Raw genomic sequence first — 24493 nt, 5'->3', positions numbered from 1 at the left:
CTCAATACAATGGGAACGGATGTGAAAAAATTGGCAGTCGTCGGTGATAAATTTAATTTTACGTCCTCTACGTCATCTTGGACAGTACCTAATAGCGGACGTTACTTAATAGAGTTAAGCGGAGCAGGTAGTACGAATGGCGGGAGCGGCGGTTACGTAAAAGGGGAAATAAACCTCACCAAAGGTGAAGTCTTAGCTATTACAGTAGGCAGTCAATCTAATGGTGGTAGCGGCGGTAGTGGCGGCTCAGGTAAAGCTAGTGGCGGTACTGCTAGTCCCGGGAGTAGCGGCACAAACGGCGCAGGTGGGACTTATGTCAAGAGAGGTAGTTCCGTCATAATTGCCGCAGGTGGTGGCGGTGGACGTGGAGGTAACGGAGGGGCGGCAGGGCACAGTGGAGGAACTGCCGCAGGTGGTACTGGCGGCACGGGAGGTAACGCTGGCTCTGGTGGGACAAACGGAATCGGCGGTAGCATATCATATAGAGGTTCAGCAGGTGCAGGTGGAGCAAGTGGCGTATTTCCACATGGTGGCGGTTCTGGCGGTGTAGGTGGTTCTGAATCCTACTACAACGGCAAGGGCGGTACAGGTTCGGTTGGAAACAACGGTGCGACTGATTATGATGGCGGTGGCGGTGCAGGTGGCGGTGGCGGTGCTTCTGCTACTCCCGGAGACTGGTACGCCGCATCGGGCGGTGGAGGTGGTGGCGGTGCAGGTGGTCGCAACTACATTGACCTTACGCTTTTTGGCAGTACATCAGCAACAGGTAGTAACTTAGGTAGTGGTGAGGCAGTCCTTACATTCCTGAAACTCCCGCCTGTTGTGTCATCAACAGTGGACAACGAAGGTAACGTAAGCGGCTCAGTAACAGACCCCGCTAACAGCAACTCCAAATACAGGATTTCTGTCAACGGCGTGGTAGTAATGGATTGGAGCAAACTGCAAGCAACGCCTTACAACTTTTCATACACTGTGCCTGAGAGTAATTACACTTCCCTTATCCATTCCATCACTATTGATGTAATGAATAGTAGTGGTTTAAGTGGAGACACATGGGAGGGCATAATTCCCGTAAGTAATTTAGCAAGTTCTATAAATGTCAAGCAGGTATCTGACGTTATGTCTTCGCTTAACGTACCTTACCGGAATGAATTTAGTGCCTTCTTTACAGTCAGTGAAAGTGGTAGCAGTGACATGGCAGGGGTTATACAGCCTGTCGTAAGCTCTAGCCTAGAGAGTACATTAGCCGTGCCTAGTCATTCCTATCTACCTTCTAAGATTTCCGTAACTGAGAATAACACCATGGACGGTACATCGTTTATATGGGGCGTAAGGGATGGTGACCTAGAGAGTATACTAGCCGTGCCTAGTCATTCCTATCTACCTTCTAAGATTTCCGTAACCGAGAACAACACCATGGACGGTACGTCGTTTATATGGGGCGTAAGGGAAGCTGATCTGGACTCGAAAATGAGCATCAAGAGAATCGGTAACAGCTACCTTAAATCTAAGATTGCCATTCGAGAGTCGAACACAATGGAAGGCACGGTCGATATTTTCGGTCAGGGAACAGAGGAAATCGGCGGCAGTATTTTCGCAATGGGTATCAGTGAGTCCACTATTAATGGCAGAATTGGTGTACGCTTACGGAACTCGATGACGGGTCATACTGACATTTGGGGCACGTGGGATAGTGACGTAACCTCTGAGGTGAACGTAAATCAAGTCTCTGACCTGCCGATGACCTTGGGTGTAACTCCTTCCAATAAGATGACCGCAATCGTAGACATCCAACAGCCTACGAGAGTTACAGACACACTAACTGCCAAGCGAGACGCATTCATTCGTGAAGCGTACCCTAAGCTGAACTATGGCGGGGAACAGACGTTGGTTGCAGGGTACAGTGTCGCACGTACAGAGATATTCCGAAGTCTTGTAGGTTTTGATATTACGAATATTTTGGGCATGTCCAACGATTACAAGATTGAAAAAGTCTCAATGAAGCTTAAGCATTCCATCGGGCGTACTCCAACATATCCACTTGAACTAAGAGCCGTAACAGGTGAGTGGGCAGAGTTAGGAGTAACTTGGAACAACCAACCCAATGCGGGGGATGTAGTAAGCCAAGGAGACTTTACAGCAGACGTTGAGAAAGGCTTCATCACCTTCGATATCACCGAATACATCCTGAAAGCTAAGGTTGAAGGTAAAAATATCGTAGACTTCTACGTTCGGGCGATAAATGAAGCTGACGAATCGTCTCAGTTCTTCTCAATGGACGCAGGTGTATCTTTAGCACCGTCCATCGAATACACGTACTTTGATGAAGTAATCCGAAGCACGGGACGTTCTGGAATTGATACAAGCATCTTGGTAATGTACCCACGTACAAAAGATAGGCTATCCAAGATTAACGTATTCAAGAAATCCGATAAGAACGACATGTCCTCAAAAATAACGGTCACACCTTCAGGCAATCGGTTCGAGAACCTTCCTTCCCGTTTGATGCTTTCCAGACCAAACCTGCAAGGTAAAGGTATCATAAGAGTAGGGACTTGGAGCGATCTGACTTCCGAAGTGGCAGTACGGGAAGCAGACCTGAACGACCTTGAGAACTGTAGTATTACGGTGTCCAGACCAAACTTGAAACAGACTCTTTACGTAGCCAACAGAAAAGACACTCCGTCGAAGTTAGGTGTTCGAGTATGGGGTGAGGACAACCTCTACGGGTGGGCAATTGTAACTGTTAAAGAGCGTTCTGCCACCGTCTACGTAAGACCGTACATCGACAAAGTTGGTACAATCAAGGTAATGCGTACAGTGGACGAAGACCTGACAGGGCAGTTCATTGTAAGTGAGCGTAATAAACTTGGTACGATTGAAGTCCTGAATCGTAGTGACCTAGACTCTGTGATGATTGCAAGGGGCGGCGAAGACACTGACATTGTTTCAAGCATCGTTGCCAACCAGTACCAGTTACTCGGTACGATTGAGGTCAACCCTTACATCGACTACAAGGGTAGCATCTCTGTAAGGCACACGAACGACAGCACAAAGGATTCTAGCCTGACGGTATCCAGACCTGACCTTAACTCTTCAGTTTACGTCAGATTCCGCAGTGATTTGGATGGTATGGTTACAGCAAGACGGGCTGACAGAAGTGAACTAACAGGACAGGCGGCAGTATCCAGACCTGACTTGAAAGGTATAATCTTCCCGATTATCCACAGTGATATCACAGGAAGTATCACAGTCAGACGTACCGTTGATAAGGACCTTAAATCCAAAATCATCGTACGGTTCAGAAAAGACATCTTGGCTGAGATGGACATTGTAGGGGCAAGCATGTTGCAATCCAGCATCCAAGTAAACTCTGGATACCTGTTTAGCAGGATTGAAGTCCCTGCCTACGGGAACGTCGATATTGACGGTGAGTTTACCGTTAGGGTGCGTATGGCAAGTGACATTGACTCTGCCATCGAAGTTGTTCAATACGACACGATTGACGGAAGTATTACAGTACGTCAGTTCTTTGAAAAGTCCATAGAATCTAAGATTACGGTAAAGAGAACCCAAAACGAAGAACTGACAGGTAAAGTCAATGTTTGGATTGTAAGAAACCTGAACGGTAGAATCTCCGTCCGTAGAGAAGCACAGTCCGGTATTGATTCTAGCATGTTCATTTTGTGGCACGATAACCTAGAGGGTAGCGTTATTGTCCCAAGTCGCACAGACCTGAACAGTAAAATCAAAGTCATGTACCCTGCACAAAGCGAACTCCCTGCTAAAATCCTTGCTAAGATTCGTGTTCACAGCGACCTCGAATCCGAAATCGACGTAGCGAAGGGCGGGGCTAAAGACCTCCTTAGTATCATGGGAGTCACACCTACGAACAAAATGACAGGTATTGTGGATATCACTTTGCCAATCCGTGAAGAAGTAGTTCTGAATACTGTCAGAGACGCTTATGTGAGGGAAGACGTTCCGACTCTTAACTATGGGGAAGAGACAACTTTCGCAGTAGGTAGTTACAGGGACAAGGTGCTTCGCTCCCTGTTAGGATTTGATATCTCTAGCCTTAAAGAAAGCTATGATATCGACAAGGTTGAACTCCGTATGGTTTACGGTCAAGTACCAACTAAGAACCTGAAGCTGTTCGCAGTAGACGGAAACTGGTCGGAAACAGGCGTAACATGGAACAACCGTCCGAATATCGGGAATGAAATCTCCAACTCCTACATGGTAAACACTTTAGATGGATACGTAACATTCAATGTGACAGACTTCATCGAACAACAATATATTATAGGAAACAACTTCGTTGACTTCTACTTGGTAGCGGTTGATGAATCTGAACCTAACTACGAGTATTTCTTCTCCAAAGAAGCAAGCCTAGCCCCTCAGTTAGTGGTCACATACTTTGACCCTGCTGTATGGAGTTTTGGACGTTCTAACGTCGACTCTAGCGTTCGAGTGCCTTCCCGTAAGAACTTGTCGTCTAGGATTAGAGTTAGAAAACCAGCTTGGTTGGAGGTAGGCATTCCTGCATCCATTGAGGTAACTCGTAACAATGAGTTCTCAGGCGTAGCAAACGTGAGCAGACCTGATATGCTTTCGAGTATCACTGTCATGTACCGTGGCCAGCTTGATATTCCATCCAGCTTGGGAGTATCTAACAAGTCTCTTAGTAAGATTGACGGCAGAATGGTAGTGAGCAAGCCTGACCTCCCAATCAGCTTTTACATTAAAAACAGAGTAGACCTCCCTTCGACGGTCGGCGTAAGAGTTTGGACGGAGCAAGACTTCTTCTCTTGGCTGGTAGTCAATGTGAAAGAGAGACCTGCATCCCTGACCGTCCTCCCGCACAACGATATTGAATTGCGATTTACGGTTCGTGGGGAGAATGCTGAAGACTTAACCACTCAGGTAACGGTTTCCAGACCGAACCTGGGCGGCTCGATAACAGCCAAACCTTCTGAGAATGGCGACCTTCCTTCCAGCATCACAGTTCGTCACAACGTGGAAGAGGGCATAGACGGAAGCGTTACGGTCAACGTAGGGGTCAACAGAGACCTTTACTCTGAAGTAATGGTAATGGGTATAGGACAAGCTGAAATCCCTTCTGCGCTCGTCGTAGTAGGTTACAGCTTGGGCACTACGCTTTACGTATCTAATGCGGAAGTCCTGTCATCGAAACTAACGGTCAATCCGACTTGGTTCGAGTTCTTCCCTGTGACTCTCGAAGTAAGCAGACCTGATTTACCTTCTAGCCTTGAAGTTACTCTTCCTGCCGACATTGGCGCTTCTATTACGGTCAACGCATTCGGTCAAGGTGAACTAGCGGCGGGCATTACGGTAAGTAGGGACGTACTTCAATCAAGCATTGAAGTCACTGACCGCTCAGACGTTACTTCTACTGTTAAGGTCAAAGTCGATGCAGAGCAATCCCTTGGCGGCGGCTTGATTGTAAGCAGACCTGAACTTGCGGGCGTAGTTAACGTAGTGCTTAACAAAGACCTACGGTCAACCATTAATGTAATGTTCAAGGATAGTAAAAACTTAGGTTCTAAGGTATTCGTTAAGTATATGGATGATATCGTTGTGACCCTAGATGTAGTAGGGGCAAGCATAATTCCTTCCAGCATTCAAGTAATATCGGGTAACTTGGCTTCGGTAATCGCCGTACCTGCTTACGGAAACAAAGACCTGAAAGGTACAATCGGAGTAAAGAATCGTTTCATCTCTGAGATTCCAACTACTCTGCAAGTTCAAGAATGGTCACAGTTCGTCGGAACTATCGGAGTAAGGAATTGGGCAGACCACGTTGTGGCCGGTAGCCTGACGGTCTTTAGACACGGAGTCAGTGACCTAGTGTCCGTCATCGTCCCTGTAATGAGATATACGATCCCTTCGACAATCGGTGTACGATTCGACAACACGATGACAGGTCACGTTGACTTCATCCCTGTTGGACAGACCGACCTTGACGGAAGAATTGAAATCTCACCTGCATCCGATATTGGAGGAAACATCCAAGTTGTACTGAACGCTAAGTACAACATTCCTTCTAGCTTGAAAGTACGCGCTAAAGGAGAGAGCGACCTTCCTGCGAAAGTAAGCATCATCTACAGAAAGAACGAAGATTTGCCGACTACTTTAGGTGTACCAGCATTAAATAAAATGACAGGCAAGGTATTCATTATTCCTGTTGCTGATGCTGACCTCGATTCCAGCATTTACGTTCTCTTCAGTACTAACCTGAACTCGAAACTAGCCGTAAAGCGTTCGAGCATGACCGAAAAGACCTGCAAGATTACAGTAAGAAGAAGAGACAACAGTGACATTGGAGGTAGCATTAACACCATCCAATGGAAAGTCCTGAACTCCAAAATCACTGTCCGCAGAAGTGCTTTCTCTGAAATCCCTATGCGGTTTGAAATCTTGGAGAAGAGCGACCTACTAAACTGCAGCATCACGGTAAGGAAATCTGAAAATGCTGACCTGAAGGCTACAATAATCATAAGACGAAGTGCTGTCAAAGACCTCAATGGTAGAATCGTAGCAAGACGGAGCGATAAATTAGACCTCCCTTCCTTCATTGAGACATGGCAATTCCTTACAGTCCCATCGAAACTTTATGTACTGTACCGGAACGACCTTGAATCCACAATTGATGTAGTTGCTGACTACGGATATTGCTTCATTATGTAATTATGAAGCCCCTACCTTACTTGGTAGGGGTTATTTTTTGCCCAAAATTACCTATATTGTAGTTGCAAGAGGATGAAACTTTCTTATTTTTCCTACTCATTTTTCTGAGATACCTTGGCATAAATCTTGGTTGCGGCTATTTCTGTGTGAACGAGATAATTCCGAACAAGAGCCATGTCACAACTAGTGTTATGCATGTGGGTGGCGAAAGTTGTGAAGGAAGATGTGGGAGTAGAGGTTTCTATGGTCAATTCGGACGAGTTCTTATCTTTTTGCAGGTAGAGTAGGAACGTCCCAACACATTCATTATTACATCACATCCCGTTGTCTATAGTCACACAATATACACCGGATTATTATGTGACTTATCAACGTGCACACAAGAGAATGAAAAGGTCAGGTGATCGATATGGACGTAGGTGTAATTACAGCAATCGCTGGCCTCGTTGGTACTGCTGTATCCGGTGTAATCGGCTACGCCAGCGGCAAAAACAATAACAAGGTAACGGATAGAGAATTGCTCTCCAAGGACGAGCAGGCCTTCCGTGAAAGACTGATTGAACGTCTCACAGCTTCGGAAGAAAAGATTGAGAGACTAAGCAACGAAGTCATCACGCTTCGTCAGGAAAACATGGAACTGATTAGTGAGAACAGGCTGCTGAATATCAAGGTAGAGCAATTAGTGGCTCAACTCTCAAGACGGAGGGGAGACGTGCGCTAAGATGGTGAAGTTTGTGAAGAACGCATTCTGGAACGACAATGACGGCTTCTCCGCTAAGGATTTTCTAATGGTACTGTTTGGCGGTCTGTTTGCACTGTTCCTGCTGATTATATTCTTTGCACCTTTCTTCGGGGTAGCGGTCAGCTCTGTCTCGATTGAGATGATAGGAAGCCTTAGCCCTGTCGTTATGACCATCGTGGGCGGGGTATTCGCAGTACAGACAGTGAGGGAGTTCAAAACTACCAATACAGAAACTACCATGACCGTTCCTGGTAATTCTCAAGTAGAAAGTGTCTATAGTATCTCGGAGGAAAAGGTAGGGGATAGCACCCCAAAGATTTAATAGAAAGGGTGAACTAGATGGCTTTCAAGATGAAGTATTCCATTGTACAGAAATACATACCAGTCAATACGAAGAGACGTTCCGGCCTAAAGAACCGAGGAATTGTATTTATCGTGGCTCATGACACGGGCAATGACGGCAGTACAGCGGTGGGTAACGTGAACTACTATACGAACTCTGCCAACGTCGAGAGTGCTTCTGCGCATACCTTTATTGATGATGAGGTCATCATTGAGTGTGTGCCACTCACTGAGAAGGCTTGGCACGTGTTGTATAACGTCACTACAGACAATGACCTTTACGGCTTTGACTCCAATGACCACGCAATCGGCGTAGAACTGTGTTACTCCAATAAGAAGGGGAGCATTAATAATCAAGAAGCTTACAAACGGTACGTGTGGTATATGGCGTATCTATGTAACAAGTACGGATTGAATCCCATGAAGCGGATTTCAGGCCACAATGAGCTTGATCCGAACCGCAAGTCCGACCCGTACAAGAATGCTTTGAAAATTATGGGAATCAGTAAGGCTCAATTCCTAAACGATGTGGCGGCTGAACTGAAGGATTGCAGTACGCCTGAATCACCAACTAAAACTGAAGTATCGGAGGACGATGAACCTATGAAGCTTGATAAGTGGGCATTAGACATGCTTGTAAAGAACCTGACAGACTTTAAGGATAAAGGGTTCTTTACGGACGAAGCTTGGATTACCAAAGCCAAGAATGGTACGCTGACTGCTTCTGAACTGGCGTTCCTGAACACAATCCTAATTGCTAGGGCGGTGAAGAAATAATGGTATCTTTAACTGGAGTATTGGCTACAGCAGTAGGTGCAATCGGTCTGTGGATTCTTGTGGCAGGCTTAACAGAAGCAATCACGGAAGTCATCAAGAAAGTAATGCCTATTAAGGATACAGGCACGTATGCAGTTTCTATTATAGTAGGCGTAGGACTGGCATTTGCATTCGGACTTAATCCATTCGGACTTACCGGAATTGCCGCATACTCATCTACAGTAGCCGCTGGCTTACTAGCGTCCCGTGGGGCTAACTATCTGAGTGATTGGCTGAAGAAACTAGGAATTAAAAGAGAATAGGATTGGCAGCTCTCTTTGCATCGTCTGGAGGAGAACGGTATACCCAGTGTTAAAGAGCTTGCGAAAGAAATGGGTACATGGCAAAGCAACATTTAATCAGGATGGTGGTGGTCGCACCGGATAAGGTTCACTCATACGTGAAGACGATCAAGAACGAACTAAGTGAACTGCAAGCGATTGCCGGCGGGTACATCGAGTTGGTTCGTTATCACGACTTCGATATCTTCTGCAATGAAAATGGAAAGCTGGACGGGCTAATGCTCAACCGCTCACTGTACGACGAAGACGGCAAAAGGTCGAAGTCCTGGCTGGACAGATCTTTGTAAGCATGGGCGACAGCGAAGGCAACCTTTGAGATCTGACCAATGAGGAAATCAAGAAGGCGACCGAACTCTTTACCTTCACTAACACAACGTACTCCAAATTCATTAAAGAACTTCGAGCAATAGGAGTCCACGTAATCGGTTAATAAAGTCCCGCCTTCAAGCGAACATCTTTTTCCATAGTATTAGATCGAATATGATAACAGAGGGGTTGAGACATATGCGACATACAGCTATATGCCTTATCCACTGTGCTATCAACGGAGTCATACACGTGAACAACGTGACATCCCCTTCTCTAAAGGAAGCCAGGTGAGGCAAGTCAATATGTCCAATCTTGTTACTGAATACCACAAGTATTATCAGCAAGTTTACGCCTAAGAGTCGCCCGCCGAAGTCCTTCAGGGAAGGGGCTGGACGTAACATCTCCCGCAACTTTGTCAATACTTGCGCCGACCACTTATAGCAGGGAGATGATTTAACAATGGGGCAATACAAAGGACAGGTGATAGTATCTAGCGAAAAGCAATTCGTTTACCGTGACTCTGAAAACAGAGGGCATGTGCAACTGCCGAACATGGTGGTTTCTTGTTTGGAATTATCGGACACGTCTAAGATAGCCTACGGCGTGATATCCAAGTACGTTTTTGAGAACGGAAGAGAAGCATTTCCTGCCGTATCACGAATTGCTATGGCTTGCAACTGCACCAAGAAAACGGCAATCAAGTACATTGACGAACTCTGCGAGAAGGGGTTCATCCTGAAGGAACGTAACGGTAATCGGAAGACGAACTCCTACTATCTGATGGACATAGACAAGATTGACCATCTACATGTATCCGAAATGTTCTGGTGGACTGTAAATTCCGTGTACAAAGAAGTTGAGGTATGCCTATACGAAGATGTATACGAATGCTTCATTAAGATGCTTGAGAAGCTTAACAAAGAGGGAATCATCTTTCGGGAGATTCCTGTCGATGCTGAGACTGAATCACATATACGTGAGACCCTTTTAAGCAGGGTGAAGAAGGAAGGTGACGATATGTTCAACCCACCGTACGCTAGAAAGGCGAAGCCTGATATCTCCGACCAACCTGCGACAAAGGAAGTAATGAGAAACGTTCTAGGTGGCACTGTTGAAAAAGCGGGCAACTTAGGGGAAGGGAAAAGCAGGTTCTCCCTGCCTGATGACATTGACCGATGGAAGAACGACAACTTCGTTCAATACTTCTACGAGAAGTTTATTGACGCTACAGGCAGAACACACGAAACCGCCCGAAGTAAACACCGTGGAATGATTGGGCGCTTGCTCAAGAAGGTTGACGGCAACAAGGCGCTAATTAAGCTAAGAATTAATGCCTTTTTCGAAATTGGATACGACAATCAATCCCTTGAGTGGTTCTGTACCTCAGGACGGGCGGCAGAGATTGATTTGTTCGTCGAGAAAGGCAAGAAACCGTTCTATATCGCGGCGCAAGAGAAGAAGGAAATGGTTGAGACTACCGTACAGACAAAGAGCGGCATGTCTGCTGAAGACTTCCTGAAGAGGATTAAAGGAGGTAACTAATGAGTATTTTGACTGAAACAAAGACAGAACTGTTTAGCACATGTGAAACCTGTGTGGTAAAGGACTGGTGCAAACTTCGTAGCGGTGAAGTGAAGTTGCCGCCCGAGCATACGCTTAACTACTGTGTGGGCTACGACAAACTGGAAAAGGCTATCGGCTTGGCTAAAATCCCCAAGGAGTACCGTACTGCCAACCTGCACAACTACGTTGAGGATGCGGACAACGCTGACTTTGCAACAATTCTGAAGGACTTGTTATCTAATTCGGTAGGCTTTGTCACTTCAGGTACGAACCTTGCCTTGATTAACAGGGGCAAAGGTACAGGTAAATCATGGACAGCGAATGCCGTTCTTAATGAATTTATTTACAAAGTTTGTCGTGACCCACAATGGTTTGATTATGAAACCCCTGTGGGAATGTATGTAAAATTTGGAGCGTGGGCTAACCGTCAGCGGGATATTTACACTCGTAATGACGAGAAGTTTACCTATGAAGCTCACCGAGAACTCAACCAGATGAATGACGTTCCGCTACTAATACTAGATGATATCGGGAGCGGTCGAATCACCCCAATCATTCGAGACCTGATCTATGATGTTATTGACTTCCGTAAAGAAGAACAGAAAAGTACAATCTTTACTAGCAATTTCCCTGATTCGATATTACGTCAAGATGACATGCTTGGAGACATGGTTGTATCTCGAATGCTTTACAATACGATGGTCATTCCATTGGGTGGCAGAGACAGAAGAGAAGATAATACCTACAAATACTAAATTTAAGTGGAGCGTTTGTTGGCGTGTTTAGTGAAGATATACCTATTGTCGAGCTATTTGTGAACAACATCGTTGAAAGAGACTCTATATATGTTGTGATACAGCTCATAACAGCTCGATACAAACTTAGAGAGGCAAGCGAAAACAGCCAAAAGGAGCATTGATCAGACAACTTAGTTGCGTTGATCGCATGCCCTACCTCAAGCACTATCGCTACATGAAAACCCGTAAGGATTCACCGAATACAATTACTTTTCTAATTGTATTCGGTGAGTCCTTTTCTATTTCCATAATATAGGATTAAATTTGCCGGCGGAAGAAATATTATGTTTTATCCTGAAATTAGGGGGGGGGGGGGGAGATCCCCATAAAGGGTGGTGTTATTGGTCAGGAGGACAAGTCTGACTTGTACATAATCGATGAGGGAAATGAAGTCACATAGAGCCTTAGCTGGAATCACGCCGCACCTTTTTCCGTAGATGACTCGACTACTAAGAGTGTAATCGGAAATTGGGAGGGAACACAATGGCGGCAATCGAAGAACTTCAGCTACTCAACCACATCCTAAACGTTAAAGAGTGGGGCGTTGTCGAGGATGCAGGTATTACTGAGGACTACTTTCAGGTACACAAAGAAACCTTCGAGTACGTCAAAGGCTTCAAAAAGAAAAACGGATACTTGCCAACAATAGAAACGGTAATGAACAAGTTTGATACGTTTGAGTTGGTGGAATTGGAGAACATCGACCACGTTGTGCGAGCGGTGAGGGAGGACTTTCTTTATAGGGAGTTCAAACCGATACTGGTATCTGCTTCGGAGACTTTCGCCAAAAAGGAAACGACAGCGGCTATTCAGCAACTTCAGATGGAAGCAGGAAGATTTCTGAAGTCTATCGGCTTAAGGGGTCAGGGCTACTCCTACATCGAAAATGCACAACAACGTCTCGATGCTTATGAGAAAATCCACGGTAGGGCAAAAGATGAAATCATAGGAATGACTACTGGATTCAAGCCGCTAGATTTAGCGACCAACGGACTTGAATACACAGATGGGGCGGTCGATTACTTTCTCGTGTTTGCGCCAACAAACATGGGGAAGACCCTCATATCATCCTTTATGATGTCAGCGGCATGGAACAGTACATTAGACGATGACTATCCAGCCTACTTCGCCTTGGAGCAAAGAGCGTCAGAAATTGCCCATAACTGGGACAATACACTTGCCAAAGTGTCACGGCTTGCTCTAACACGCGGTACGCTCTCTAACGAAAAGAGAGATGCTTATGCGGAGTTTATTGACCGCCTTAAGCAGAAGAAGAAAGACATGGTAATTTACGACCTTAAGAGTAATGGAGGCAAACCTTACACGCTCGACGAAATCCACCGGATACTCGAACGAGAAGGTCACAATCGTTGGACACTCGACCAATTATCAAAGTTACGACTTCCCTCACGGGGGAGCGGCGACCTTAGACAGCGCCTGTATGATGTTTCGGCAGGAGTTCGAGACTTAATTCTCGATACTGGTAAGCCCGCAATAGTTGTCGCTCAAGCGAACCGCGATGCCCTTAAAAAAGTAAAGAAGGACATTACGGAGAACGTTGATGCCGGAGATATTGGGGAAACCTTCGCCATCGTACAGGATGCTTCAAAGGGCATCTCTATCGTAAAAGTGAGTGACAACACCTTTAGAATCTTGGTCATAAAAAATCGTGAAAATGCAAGCGGACAATCGTTCCTTGTGCGCTACGACTTCGACTCTGGTATCGTCTCTCTCCTGGATGATTCCATTAACGAACAATACTTCTAAGAGAGGGAGGGACTAGCCCATGTGGGTACAACTGTACCTTAACTCTATCAGCTTAGAAGCGTATAGGGAGAGTAAGGAGTTAACGGCTCACTGCCAATACTTCCCTAACTTTTTCAACGTTCACGTCGATGTTCATGAGGACGAGATAGAAATCCGCTCTCCCGGTTTCGCCCAGATAGGGGGAAAGGGAAGTGATTAATCTCTCTCTCAAACAAGAGGATCCCAATATTGAGATTCTTGAATCCTTGTACATTGATCCTGAAGAGTTGACAGATGAACTCAGGTTCTCTTATCAGCATCTCTCGAAGGTTCTAAGTAACCCTAAAGCATTCACAGGACTGAATGATACGGGGGAATGGGTCATGAGTTGCTGTCCATTACATTCCGAAACAAGGGCATCTTTTGGCATCTCTAAAGAACCGCCCTATCACTGTAACTGCTTTTATTGTGGCTACTTAGGAACAATAGACATATTAATAGAGAACGCTCTTGACCTGAATGAAGGAGAGGGCATTAAAGTTTTGCTTTCTACCTATATCATCGAGGAAGAAAAACGAAGAACGTTCGATATGGTTGATTTCATAGATAATCGTAGGAACAAGTACGTTATTCCCCACCTCGAAGAGAGCGTTCTTACTAGCATGAAAGATTCGAGGGCTAGTAATGAACTACTCTATCAGACTGGCATAAATTACATGCGTTCTAGGGGATTTAACGACAGAACCCTCGAAACCTACGAAATCTGTGTTGACACTGAAACTGCGACAGTTGTATTCCCTCAGAGGACGAGATCCGGAGAACTCCGTTTTGTGCAGAAGAGAAAGATAGGCAACAGCTATCACGGTACTAAGTTCATTAATGAGGGCAGCGCGATAAAGAAAGATATTATTTTTGGTCTCCATTTCATTAACACACTTAGAACCACGAAACACCGAATTAGGCGAGTCAGGATGGTCGAATCACCTATTGACTGTATGTCCAACTATCAGGTGGATATACCCGCAATCTCGATTAACGGACGTATTCTTTTCAGGAATCAAATTCGGGAGTTGCAGTTGGCTGGCATCGAGGAAATTGATTTGATGCTAGACAACGATAAAGCGGGTGAGAAGGGAATGCAAGACGCCGCAATCTTACTGGATAGGGCAGGGTTCGTTGTGAACCGTGTACGCTACCCTAGCTTTCCTGCGCTCAAAGACAGCAATGAACTGCTTAATGCTTGTTTACTAGACCGTCTCGACACCTACAACGTGAACCTAATCGGGTCAATGTTCCAGTAAGCAAAATTCTATTCAAATTTAGTCGCATCTTACTCAGACGAAGCAACGACCTCTGATATTACTGGCAACACATTACACATGAAACCATTGGAGGAATATTAACCATGACAACTCAAACAACGATATCGAACTTCGATATCAAGTCCTTAACACCTATCTTCAAATTTATACTGAAAGGCGTGAGAAGCGAAGACCGTGAAGAAGTTCAGTCAGAAGCCGTGCTTCGTATTCTTACAGCCATCGACAAAGGACAAGTTAAGAAAGATATCTTCACATTCTCTCACACTGTCGTTCAACGTGCAGTATTTGACTACTACCGCAAAAACAACCGTATGATTAGCAAAAACAGCACCTCTGTTAATTTTTGCGATGGGGCAGATGAAGAACATGGTTCAACTATCGATTACTTCTCGTACGCAACTGAAGAGATAGGCTATGGACTGTCTGACGTAAAAACGGATTACTTGAACAACCTCTGTATGTTTACACCGCAACAACGTCGAATCATTGATTTCATGCTCTTCACAGAGGAAGGGATAGATATGAAGCCAACAGAGATTTCTAACTTACTTGGCTTGAACAAGTCCCATGCTTCCCGTGCGATGAAAACGTTGAAAAAGTTATGCCAGGGGTAACAGCCTAATTTACCTACCTTAGAAAATATACATAGATAGATATTAGTAAGAGTGTCTTAGGAGTTTCTTAGCTTCAATATTTCTCTCTTTTAAAGTATAACATACCTTGCCTAAAAAACCTTTAACTGTTCCTATATATGTTTCAAATTTCTCATAGAAACATTTTACAACTGCACTTAGAGTAGTGTCAATACACTATGTTGCAAAACAGTGCAATTAAAATAGGTTATGTTACTAATCTATTTTACAGATCATATTATTTAGCCAATCTTTTAGTAGTTGAAGCGAATAACGCAGATTTCCAAAGGTACAAATACACTACTGACATTTAAGGAAGAAATATTAAAAGAAGATAGATTAAATCTATTTGAAATATATCGTATCCAATTCTTGAAAAGTCATTCGCTCCTTTTTGAAAAGATGGAACGACGACTAATAGTAAGAGGTCAGCGAACCTCAAGTACAAATTACATTGGAGGAAACACATTATGTCTAACACAGTCATTCATGGTCTTGGAGCAATTCTCTCTGGCGGTGCAGAATTCATTACTTTTGAAGAAGGAAAGCCAATGACTATGCTCTTCATCGACTGGTTTGAAGACCTGTTCGGTATCCGTGAGCACTATGAATCCGGTCTGACACCTAAATACATTCGTTGCCCCGGCAAAGACATTTGCCCACTTTGCAAAGCAAACCCTTTTAAATATCCTGCATTGCGGATTAAGTTCCGTGTGTATGACCCTGTAGAGAAGAGAGTCAAATTCGTCTCTTTGGCTAAGTCTCATGTTCAAAAGTTGAACCAAGAATTTAATCTCGACGAGTGCGACCCTACTAAGAACTTCGTAACCCTTTACCGCACTGGTAGAGGTGCTTCCGACACTGCCTACAGTGCCCGCCGCTATGTGACAAACCCTGAAGCTGGAAAACCTGTTCTGGACTTCCCGACGCAAGAATTAATCGACCAGATGCCTGATATTACACCGCAAGTTACACCACATAGCCCAGACGAGATTGCAGATTTCATGCAAGCGTTAATAGCAGGTGCCCAGACTCAATCTAACGTTTATAATCATGCACCACAAGGTGTTCAGCCAGCCAATGAGCAACAAGGAGTACCTGCAACACAACGCAAACTTCCATTCTAATCTGTAATGAGTGAGGGGCTGAGATGGCCTTTTTATTAAATACCCTATTTAAACACGACAGTCAATAATATTCATTACAACGTTATTTTCATATCGATAGGGAGGGCCAGTATGTCAGATAACGAAGTCATCAACATTTTAACTAAAAGCGAAAAGAAGTCTGCCCGAACCACACGCACTAAGAATACAGAAATAGTTAAAAAGGCGAAGAAACTCACTAAGAAAGAACAGAAAATCTTAGACGTAGAAGCATCGATCGTCATGCCTGACAATTACACGCTCATCAATACTCCTGAGTTACTTCAGCGATTAGTCAACTACTACAAAGCATATAAAACGATGTATCAAGGCGATGCCTATATCTATCTCGACACTGAGACTTATGGACTAAACAGCTGGAGGGACACTCTAATCTCAATTTCCATAGGTTTTGAATCAGAAGAGTATTTTAATATACCCATGCGCCCTTTTTTACATGAAATGTCGATAAATGTTGAATGTTTGTCTTTTGATGCAGTATCAACCGCCCTTAAACCCTTGTTAGAAGAAGATGATATGATTGTCATGGCAAACGCAAAGTTTGACATTCACGCACTCAAGAATTGGGCAGATATTGACATTACGTTTAATATTCATTGGGACACGATGATTATGGGCAGTTTATTAAACGAAAATAAACCAAAAGGTCTGAAAGAATGGTACAACTCTTACGCTCTTCCTTGGCTAATCGAGCAAGGTAAATTGAGCCATGATGAACTTAGCCGCCCAACTTTTAGGTTCGGTAGCATGTTCGACAAGATTCCATTTGATAGTATACCTCACAGGCTTGCTAACTACTATGCTTGCCATGACGTATTCATGACTCATTGGGTGTTCAGATATCAAAAAAGCATTGTGGAAACTCCATCTTTTGGACTTGACGGCGTTTACCGTCTTTTCCGAGAAGTTGAGATGCCATTGCTGGCTGTTTTTGCTACAGCAGAGCGACGGGGAGTAGAGCTTGACTCCAAGTTTCTGAAAGATATTATTGGTAAAGTTCTACAAGAGAAATTGGACGAACTTAAGGCAGATATTTTCGCCGTCTTAGGTGGAACGATTACTCTTATTAAGTCACGAACCCGACAGCGACAAGGGATTAAGTTTAAGGAAGAGTACGAAGTGGTGGAAGAGTTTAACCTAGGCTCTCCCGCACAATTAGCCAGCAAACTATATGTAGAGCATAAGATTCTTGAGGCAGAAATGGTTTACGACAAAGACCTAAAGCGTAAAGTACCTAAGCTGTCTACAAGTAAGAAGGTACTTACAAGAAATAAGAAGGTAACCGTGACCCTTGGTGATAAGACTCACAAAATTATCGACTATATTCTGGAATACCGTGGGCTGTCGAAACTCATTGATGCCTTCTGTAATAAGCTTCCTGACGATACGGTAGAAGGAATCATCCACTGTTCCTACAACCAACTGGTAAGGACTGGACGTGTTTCCTGTTCAGCACCAAACCTTCAGCAAATTCCATCTAAATTTGACCTGATTCGCTATGCCTTCCGTGCCCCTAGTGGGAGACTACTGGTCAGCGGAGACTTCTCGCAACAGGAATTGCGCTGGTTGGCTATCTTTACTCAGGAACAAACCCTCATTGATATCTTCAAGCTAGGGCTTGATATGCACAGTCGGGTAACATGCCAGATTCACAGCTTCGACTATGATATGTTCGAGACGATTCGGGGTTACAAGGGGGATTCAGAAAAAGAGACCAGCGTTAACGTAGATGAAGCGATTACGAAATATGCAGGTTCTCATGAACTTATCTATGCAATAACTTATATGAACAGTAAAGAACAGGGCACTAACTCTTCTACTACGGAGATTACCCGTCCGACCATTGAACGTCTTTCCACATTTTTTGAGTTACTTCGTAAGAAAACCAAGTCCGTAGTATTCGGTGTAATTTACGGTATTACGGACTTGGGCTTAAGTGACCAAATTGAATCCAGTAAAGAGGAAGCAAAGGAACTGATTGACGGCTTTAAGTCCTCCATGCCTAACTACCTTAGGTGGGAAGGAACAACCCACAAAGAGGTTATGGAGAAGGGCTACATTGAGACTGTTCTTGGACGCAAACGCAGATTCGGTGAGACCATTGCTGAAGCTAAACAGGAGGATCTGTGGAAGCGTTCTGGTTGGCACTGGAAAATTGAAAAGTGCAAGCGGCAGAGTTGTAATGCCAAAATCCAGGGCTCAAGCGCTGATCAATCCAAGAAGGCGATGGTGGAACTGTTCTACCCTAAACGACCAGACGGAACTACGTGCTTAAACCGTCGTGAGTGGGTAATTAACGGCTATGTGTCTCAACTTGAGAAGGATGATATCCACCTTGTCCTTCAGGTACACGACGAGTTGATTTTCGACGCCCCTGAGACCGTTGACCTAGCCGTACTAAAGGCGATTACAGATACAATGGCTAATGTTATCCCTAACGATGCAGGAGTCCAATTCAAATCGGATATTGAGGTATCTCCTTATTGGGGCGGCAACTTCTCGCAAGAGCAAATCCGTCTTATGAACGAAGGTGCTTTGGATTGGAGAGATATCTTCGAGGAAGAGGTTAAGAAGAAACTTTCCAAGTTCGGTATCGAGTATGAAGTCGGTATGTTTGCTGAGAAGGATGACGAAGAGGAAGAAGAGGAGGCTGCATAATAACGGCTTCTTTGTTATTTGTTACTAACTAAGGTAAGTGCCTTATATTGAAGATAGCAAGTCTGAAAGGAGTGATAACATGGCAACAGCTTCAGGGATTAGGGTGTGGGGAAACGTTTCTCTTGCACAAGACACAGAGATTAAAACTGGAGCTAATGACAACATCGTCGTTACTGTCAACGGAACGGATTACCCCATCACATTAAACGTAGGGGAGTATAAGACCAGCCATACGCATGTAACCTCCGAACTGGTTCAGCATATCGCAAGTAGATTAACAGCGGCAGGATGCCCTGTTTACGCCAAGGTGGGCGGTATCCACGACGATAACCCAAGAACGGTGCTTGTCATTGAAGCAGTAGATAAGGAGGCAAACGTAACAATAGCGGTGTCCGGTAATGGCGCTACTGCCTTTATAGGAGACAAAGCATACCAAGTCCAGCCGCCCGTTTCGGCTTCTGTACCTACGCTGGCGATGGTTAACTTAACCTCAAGAGTTCAAGCCAAGAAGTAAAAGATCCTTTCGGGGGTCTTTTTATTTTATCGCACCTTTTTACGTCGATGGCTTGACTACTGTGAGTGTAATGCAAAACAAACAATCGAAACGGAGCCAGGGACACATGACAACAGCAAAGTTCAACCCTAATACGCAGAAGCGTACTTCTCAACGAGCGATGGTGCTGAACGCGCTGCGTAACGCAGCTTCTAAAGGATTGGCTAACTACGAACTGTACGAAATCAGCCAGCGTTGGGCGGCACGTCTCCAAGAACTGTACAAGCAAGGCTACAAGATTCGTGTTGACAACTTGGGTGACGGTATTCACAGCTACACTTTGGTCGAAGAACCTGCCGCAATCCTGCCGAGACCAGAACGTGCTCAAGATGTTCTGACTCGTGAGATTGAAAGTAAGTTCGGTGGTTCTGTGACAACTGCTCAACTCCTTTACATCCTGCAATCTAACAAGCTTCAGGTTGGACGTAAAGCGGGGACATTCAGCGTATGAAAATCGGATTTGATTTTGCAACTATCCGAGACTATGTAGCGACCACTATAGAGAAAGAGGCGACAAGCTATGAAGATGACAACAGAACAATACACAGAAATCATTGTGGGAAAGGTTGCTCACACGGCAAAGAACATCGCTAAGAATGGCGGTCGGCAAGAGGAGGTCGATTCTGATATAGCCGCAGCAATGATTATCACCTTCGCTCAAGAGATGAAGCAAATCATGAATCAAGTTGAGCAGATGAACGGCGAACCAACTATTTTACACTAGTAGGAAACACATGAGTGATGAGCCATTGCAAGAGATTCTGCTTACCATGGGCGGTAACACCATGATTGAGCATACAAGATGAATGCCCATTGGGATGACTCGAACGATGTAGCTGAGGAAAAATACGCTGGTTCAAGATACGTCTCTGTTGGCGGTGTTCTTCTGAAGAAGGGTGTCAGTGAAGACGATTAGTTCAATCATCTTCAGTAAGTATTATCGTTACGGAAACTTGGTCAAGGTTGGAGAATGCTCAGAGATTACATAGGAATTCGTAAAGATATGAGAACAAAGCCAGCCATAGGAAAGAGAAGGTATCTTCACCCTCCGTACTTGCTATACAAAGTTCTCCGACAGATGGGAGTAGTTAAAGTGATACCCAAAATTTCAACTATTAATTGGTCTAACTTGACAACTGACTTTAAAGAACTAGGGGGTATGACCTCCGTTGCGCCTTACAAACCTAGAGCAAAACAGGGCTTTGTTTGCAAGAAAAGCGGTGAGACATTCCAAAAAAAATGTAGCAGTAATCATCTATTCACTTGTTGTGACCGGAGAATAAGGGCGATTATGCAATACCACGAACACAGGGATACGCATCTTGCTGGAAAGAAGGCCAGATACCGTGAAAACAAGGATGCTTTTAGGCGCTTGGCACTTGTAAAACATCACAAGGATACATTTATGGAAGAGTTCCAGGACCTCAAAGCAACCTGTGGGTTCCGTCTTAGGGTGATTACAGAGATAATGGATTCCAAGACTGAGGGAGGTCAGTAATGTTCGATCGTTATGCTGTTGGTGGGCGACTAGACCCACCCTACTACCCTACCAAACCTCACCCTCATTTTGTGGGCAGGGCAATCATGGTTCCTGCTAAGGCGAACGGGGATAGGATGATCAAAGATACCTTTACAATGTCCCATGACCTTGAGTTCTATGCGGTATCCATCAGAACGAACATGAATACCGTCGAAGACTACTGGAATTTAACTGTGGACGGAAAGGTACTCGCCAAGAACATTCATTGCAAGAACTACGAGGAAGGCTTGTACTTTCAGGTAGCGCATCCAGTGGTGGCAGGTAAAGAGTTCCTGTTCGAGTACCACACACCACACGGAGACGGAAAGAACCTTGAGTTGATGTTCCACTTCCTTACGGAGCCTGACGTTAACCTTCTACTCACCGGAACAACTGACTTAGGTAATTACCCTGACCCGCCCGAAGAGCCAGCCGAAGACCAACAACCACCGGACGCACCGGAAAGTGGCATACAGCTTCCTGTTACGTGGCAACCGTTTACTTCCGTTGTTGAAGCTGAGAAGTGGGCAAGTAACTTAGGAGTGTCAGTAAACTTCGCTAAGAAGATTGATGCCGCTAACTATGTGACCGAAGCATTGGCGTTACTCCTGAATACCTGCGGCGGCTTCGCTGATATGATTCAGAAGCATAAGCTAACAATTAAGATTGAGAACGGTAATGGTGCGAATGGATACTTTGACCCTTCCTCTGGAAAGGTTGTCGTAAGTAAGACGTATGACTACGCCAACGCTGATGTCATTGCTCAAATGGAATACGATACTGGACAGAAGTCCTCTCCTAATAAACTGAGGACGGTCATTCATGAGATTGGTCACTGGCTTCATTATCACAACATTGGAGCACAACAGTTCTATACGTACTCTGCCCTTGACCCTGACAACTATGGAGCGAAGACAATCCTCACCAATGCGGAATCGACGTATATTGCGAACCACCTTTGTAACTATGCAACCAAGTGGTTTCCTATTGAGTTGATGCCTGAAACATTCACCGCCAAGATAACCGGAGTACCTATTGATGCGAAGATATGGGAGTGGTACGAGCAGTACGGTGGATTCAAATGTGAGGGGTGGTAACGATGTGCCAACATGTGTTTCATAAACCCTCTCTTTAATAACGAGCACTATTTCTCTGTAAGACGGAGCAAATTTCCTAATAGCGTCTTATGTAGCCTCGCCTGTCTGAGTGAAGCTCCTTTATATAGAAGAAACTCAATCAGTTACGTATATGAAAGAGATGGAATTGGCAGAAATGGAGAGGGGATTTTTATAATGGATATTACAATTCCTTGTATATTCTGCAAGCACTTTAATAGGGACGAACGGGAGAACATGACCTGTGCGGCTTACCCTAATGGAATACCTAAAGAGATTCAGGAATTAAAAGTACTTCACACTGAGTCGTATCCCGCCGACAACGGAATCAAGTATGAGCCATTAAGTGAAAAGTATGACTATTTCAAATACTTTAAGGGAGAGATTCGACAATGAAAAAAGTAGTCGGAGCGTTATTGGCAGGTGTGGGTGTTGGTGCGGCGGGAGCAGTCGGGGTTGCAGGAGCGGTAGCAATTATTATTATTACTATTCTACTTAAACCTTTGTTTGCTCTCTTGGTAGGTTGGGTTATCGGGTTCGGATTAAAACTCATTGCAGGTTCATTCGTTGCTGGTGCGCTGAGTGCGATTTTCCACACAGCAATTGCAGCTTCTGCTTTGCCGCAAATCTTCGCAGGTATTGCATTGCTGGCTTCCTTTATTAAGCCTTCCCACAGTGTAGCAGACGAGCATGCAAATAAGGAAAAGGTTAAAACCAGTTTTGAAGACCTGAAGACAGGACTTCGAGACTCCCGCTAATCATAAGCCGACCATTATAGAGAGGTGACATGGATGATAGGATTCTTAAACAAGTGCCCCCACTGTGGGGCACGTTCTTCTTTTACACCTGAAGAGATGGAATGTGATAAGGCGTTGGTGCTATGGTGCAATCACTGTGGAAACTTCATCAATCAGACACTTACTATCGAGACTATCCGCAGGTGGTGGGTTCGGTACGACGAGGGTGAGGAATCTATCGTTCCTCCGATCAGCAAGTACAACCTTCAGAAACTCATGGAGATCGAACAGATGTTTAACGAGCAAGGTGAATGGATGGAGAGCATTGAGATTCACATTAAAGACTTTAAAGACTACCAGTATACAGACGAAGAGGGTGACTTTAAGAATGAAGGTTCAGATAACAGCTAATTTTTTCCTTGACAACGGTGAAGTTAAGAGGGTGGAATGGTTCGAGATTGACCCTAAGCTTAAAGGTAAGATTGTCGAGGATGGCGTAGATAAGCCTGTGGAAATAATCCTCAAAGCGGCTAAAGATGTGCAGGAAGAATACAAGAAAATATTTCGTAAGTATCAAAAGGAAGGTGAAGTATTCGCCGTAGAAAACATCTTGGGTGAGGTATCAGGGGTTCACTTTACAAAGGTGGCATACTGGACATTACAAGCGGAAGAAGTGAAAGAGGAGGCAACCGAGCCTATCAATAACACAACTATTTAATAGTAACGGAGCACGACGAAGTTACAGAATCAATCGCAACTACCAACTGGTATGGAGCGACCACTATAGGGACAGTAAAACAAACAACGGAGGTAACAACAATGACAAAACAGATTTCCTTTAAGCCTTTCGGTTTCCCTGTAGTGCCTAGCATGAACGGTGGTGACTTTCTTGCCATCATCCAAAAAGCCGCGCGCTATGACGAGACGGTCAAGTTAAATAAAGACTTATCGAAACGTGTCAAGGAATTAGAAAGCACTTTAGCTGAACAAACGCTTAAGTCAGAAGAAGCCTTCGTAGTCCCTTTGTTCCCGCAGGGTTTTGAATACTTCGGAAATGCCGGAGAACTTACCGACGGAGAGATTCAGGATGGTCTGGTTTCTGCTGCACAGGCAGAACTAGAAGCAGGTAAGTTCCACTTCATCGGAGCAGGAGATTCAGCCATCATACGTATGCACGATGTAGACCGTATCATCACGGTCGTAGCTCAAGGGTACTATGAGCACCAAGAGATCCTTCCTGATCGGAACACTAACGCTAACGGATGCGATGACCCCGACTGTATCTGCCAAATTTTTAAGTTCGCTCCGTCCATCTAGGTTACACTACCCCTCTTAATGGAGAGGTAAGTGAATGAGAACGGACAGAAGAAACAAGAAGTAAGAAAAGTAGATCCACCTGTACGTCATTAAACTCGTACCTATTGTGCTCCGTGGTGAGGATAGCCCCGCATGGAAGGTGGCAA

The 24493-nt window shown here is 44.7% G+C and carries 22 protein-coding genes; all 22 read left to right on the top strand.

Features of this window, described 5'->3' with window-relative positions; genetic code table 11:
• The first annotated feature begins 21 nt into the window (after positions 1-21).
• On the top strand, positions 22-6711 hold the full coding sequence (locus RS891_RS19320) for a DNRLRE domain-containing protein (protein WP_315792916.1): 6690 nt from the start codon (positions 22-24) through the stop codon (positions 6709-6711).
• Positions 6712-7120: 409 nt separating this feature from the next.
• A complete protein-coding gene (locus tag RS891_RS19315; RefSeq protein ID WP_109998317.1) occupies positions 7121-7432 on the top strand; it encodes a hypothetical protein in 312 nt (103 codons plus the stop codon).
• A 1-nt stretch (position 7433) separates the two neighbouring features.
• The gene (locus RS891_RS19310; RefSeq protein ID WP_315792915.1) at positions 7434-7775 is read left to right on the top strand and encodes a hypothetical protein; all 342 of its coding nucleotides are present in this window, start codon (positions 7434-7436) and stop codon (positions 7773-7775) included.
• Positions 7776-7792: 17 nt separating this feature from the next.
• Positions 7793-8572 carry a peptidoglycan recognition protein family protein gene (locus tag RS891_RS19305; RefSeq protein WP_315792914.1) on the top strand — a complete coding sequence of 260 codons (780 nt, stop codon included), beginning with the start codon at positions 7793-7795 and terminating at the stop codon, positions 8570-8572.
• On the top strand, positions 8572-8874 hold the full coding sequence (locus RS891_RS19300; protein ID WP_315792913.1) for a hypothetical protein: 303 nt from the start codon (positions 8572-8574) through the stop codon (positions 8872-8874). The genes RS891_RS19305 and RS891_RS19300 overlap by 1 nt, the downstream gene beginning before the upstream one ends.
• Positions 8875-8951: 77 nt before the next feature.
• The gene (locus RS891_RS19295; RefSeq protein WP_397386853.1) at positions 8952-9200 is read left to right on the top strand and encodes a DUF3846 domain-containing protein; all 249 of its coding nucleotides are present in this window, start codon (positions 8952-8954) and stop codon (positions 9198-9200) included.
• 481 nt (positions 9201-9681) lie between these two features.
• Positions 9682-10764 (top strand): helix-turn-helix domain-containing protein, encoded by a 1083-nt coding sequence (locus RS891_RS19290; protein ID WP_315792911.1) that lies wholly within the window; start codon positions 9682-9684, stop codon positions 10762-10764.
• The gene (locus RS891_RS19285) at positions 10764-11540 is read left to right on the top strand and encodes an ATP-binding protein (RefSeq protein ID WP_315792910.1); all 777 of its coding nucleotides are present in this window, start codon (positions 10764-10766) and stop codon (positions 11538-11540) included. The genes RS891_RS19290 and RS891_RS19285 overlap by 1 nt, the downstream gene beginning before the upstream one ends.
• 525 nt (positions 11541-12065) lie before the next feature.
• Positions 12066-13349: a DnaB-like helicase C-terminal domain-containing protein gene (locus RS891_RS19280; RefSeq protein ID WP_315792909.1), complete on the top strand. Its 1284-nt coding sequence runs from the start codon at positions 12066-12068 to the stop codon at positions 13347-13349.
• Between the two features lie 191 nt (positions 13350-13540).
• On the top strand, positions 13541-14629 hold the full coding sequence (locus RS891_RS19275) for a toprim domain-containing protein (protein ID WP_315792908.1): 1089 nt from the start codon (positions 13541-13543) through the stop codon (positions 14627-14629).
• A 104-nt stretch (positions 14630-14733) separates the two neighbouring features.
• Positions 14734-15264 (top strand): sigma-70 family RNA polymerase sigma factor, encoded by a 531-nt coding sequence (locus RS891_RS19270; RefSeq protein WP_315792907.1) that lies wholly within the window; start codon positions 14734-14736, stop codon positions 15262-15264.
• A 488-nt stretch (positions 15265-15752) separates the two neighbouring features.
• Positions 15753-16409, top strand: coding sequence for a hypothetical protein (locus RS891_RS19265; RefSeq protein WP_315792906.1), 657 nt, complete (start codon positions 15753-15755; stop codon positions 16407-16409).
• A 111-nt stretch (positions 16410-16520) separates the two neighbouring features.
• Complete coding sequence (locus RS891_RS19260; protein ID WP_315792905.1) at positions 16521-19106, top strand: DNA polymerase; 2586 nt, start codon at positions 16521-16523, stop codon at positions 19104-19106.
• A gap of 79 nt (positions 19107-19185) precedes the next feature.
• A complete protein-coding gene (locus RS891_RS19255; protein ID WP_315792904.1) occupies positions 19186-19620 on the top strand; it encodes a hypothetical protein in 435 nt (144 codons plus the stop codon).
• Between the two features lie 61 nt (positions 19621-19681).
• A complete protein-coding gene (locus RS891_RS19250) occupies positions 19682-20110 on the top strand; it encodes a hypothetical protein (protein WP_315792903.1) in 429 nt (142 codons plus the stop codon).
• Positions 20111-20179: 69 nt separating this feature from the next.
• Positions 20180-20383: a hypothetical protein gene (locus RS891_RS19245; protein ID WP_315792902.1), complete on the top strand. Its 204-nt coding sequence runs from the start codon at positions 20180-20182 to the stop codon at positions 20381-20383.
• 279 nt (positions 20384-20662) lie between these two features.
• Positions 20663-21157 (top strand): hypothetical protein, encoded by a 495-nt coding sequence (locus RS891_RS19240; protein WP_315792901.1) that lies wholly within the window; start codon positions 20663-20665, stop codon positions 21155-21157.
• Positions 21157-22275 carry a hypothetical protein gene (locus RS891_RS19235; protein ID WP_315792900.1) on the top strand — a complete coding sequence of 373 codons (1119 nt, stop codon included), beginning with the start codon at positions 21157-21159 and terminating at the stop codon, positions 22273-22275. The genes RS891_RS19240 and RS891_RS19235 overlap by 1 nt, the downstream gene beginning before the upstream one ends.
• A 410-nt stretch (positions 22276-22685) precedes the next feature.
• Positions 22686-23051 (top strand): hypothetical protein, encoded by a 366-nt coding sequence (locus RS891_RS19230; RefSeq protein WP_315792899.1) that lies wholly within the window; start codon positions 22686-22688, stop codon positions 23049-23051.
• 33 nt (positions 23052-23084) lie between these two features.
• Entirely contained in the window at positions 23085-23441 is a 357-nt protein-coding gene (locus RS891_RS19225) for a hypothetical protein (protein ID WP_315792898.1), read from the top strand.
• The gene (locus RS891_RS19220) at positions 23419-23748 is read left to right on the top strand and encodes a hypothetical protein (protein WP_315792897.1); all 330 of its coding nucleotides are present in this window, start codon (positions 23419-23421) and stop codon (positions 23746-23748) included. The genes RS891_RS19225 and RS891_RS19220 overlap by 23 nt, the downstream gene beginning before the upstream one ends.
• A 101-nt stretch (positions 23749-23849) precedes the next feature.
• Positions 23850-24347 carry a hypothetical protein gene (locus RS891_RS19215; protein ID WP_315792896.1) on the top strand — a complete coding sequence of 166 codons (498 nt, stop codon included), beginning with the start codon at positions 23850-23852 and terminating at the stop codon, positions 24345-24347.
• The last annotated feature ends 146 nt before the right edge of the window (positions 24348-24493 follow it).

Origin of the sequence: Paenibacillus sp. BIC5C1, from assembly GCF_032399705.1 — a bacterium.
Taxonomy (GTDB): Bacteria; Bacillota; Bacilli; order Paenibacillales; family Paenibacillaceae; genus Paenibacillus; species Paenibacillus taichungensis_A.
Note: the sequence above shows the minus strand (reverse complement) of the source record. Positions and strands in the feature narration are given on the sequence as shown.

Excerpts from the sequence above, each read along its gene's own strand:
- RS891_RS19310 (WP_315792915.1), top strand. The coding sequence starts at position 7,434 with ATGGTGAAGTTTGTGAAGAACGCATTCTGGAACGACAATGACGGCTTC.
- RS891_RS19245 (WP_315792902.1), top strand. The coding sequence starts at position 20,180 with ATGAAGATGACAACAGAACAATACACAGAAATCATTGTGGGAAAGGTT.
- RS891_RS19220 (WP_315792897.1), top strand. The coding sequence starts at position 23,419 with ATGAAGGTTCAGATAACAGCTAATTTTTTCCTTGACAACGGTGAAGTT.
- RS891_RS19230 (WP_315792899.1), top strand. The coding sequence starts at position 22,686 with ATGAAAAAAGTAGTCGGAGCGTTATTGGCAGGTGTGGGTGTTGGTGCG.
- RS891_RS19295 (WP_397386853.1), top strand. The coding sequence starts at position 8,952 with ATGGCAAAGCAACATTTAATCAGGATGGTGGTGGTCGCACCGGATAAG.
- RS891_RS19255 (WP_315792904.1), top strand. The coding sequence starts at position 19,186 with ATGGCAACAGCTTCAGGGATTAGGGTGTGGGGAAACGTTTCTCTTGCA.
- RS891_RS19300 (WP_315792913.1), top strand. The coding sequence starts at position 8,572 with ATGGTATCTTTAACTGGAGTATTGGCTACAGCAGTAGGTGCAATCGGT.
- RS891_RS19240 (WP_315792901.1), top strand. The coding sequence starts at position 20,663 with ATGAGAACAAAGCCAGCCATAGGAAAGAGAAGGTATCTTCACCCTCCG.
- RS891_RS19260 (WP_315792905.1), top strand. The coding sequence starts at position 16,521 with ATGTCAGATAACGAAGTCATCAACATTTTAACTAAAAGCGAAAAGAAG.
- RS891_RS19285 (WP_315792910.1), top strand. The coding sequence starts at position 10,764 with ATGAGTATTTTGACTGAAACAAAGACAGAACTGTTTAGCACATGTGAA.
- RS891_RS19235 (WP_315792900.1), top strand. The coding sequence starts at position 21,157 with ATGTTCGATCGTTATGCTGTTGGTGGGCGACTAGACCCACCCTACTAC.
- RS891_RS19215 (WP_315792896.1), top strand. The coding sequence starts at position 23,850 with ATGACAAAACAGATTTCCTTTAAGCCTTTCGGTTTCCCTGTAGTGCCT.
- RS891_RS19280 (WP_315792909.1), top strand. The coding sequence starts at position 12,066 with ATGGCGGCAATCGAAGAACTTCAGCTACTCAACCACATCCTAAACGTT.
- RS891_RS19225 (WP_315792898.1), top strand. The coding sequence starts at position 23,085 with ATGATAGGATTCTTAAACAAGTGCCCCCACTGTGGGGCACGTTCTTCT.
- RS891_RS19265 (WP_315792906.1), top strand. The coding sequence starts at position 15,753 with ATGTCTAACACAGTCATTCATGGTCTTGGAGCAATTCTCTCTGGCGGT.
- RS891_RS19270 (WP_315792907.1), top strand. The coding sequence starts at position 14,734 with ATGACAACTCAAACAACGATATCGAACTTCGATATCAAGTCCTTAACA.
- RS891_RS19290 (WP_315792911.1), top strand. The coding sequence starts at position 9,682 with ATGGGGCAATACAAAGGACAGGTGATAGTATCTAGCGAAAAGCAATTC.
- RS891_RS19315 (WP_109998317.1), top strand. The coding sequence starts at position 7,121 with ATGGACGTAGGTGTAATTACAGCAATCGCTGGCCTCGTTGGTACTGCT.
- RS891_RS19305 (WP_315792914.1), top strand. The coding sequence starts at position 7,793 with ATGGCTTTCAAGATGAAGTATTCCATTGTACAGAAATACATACCAGTC.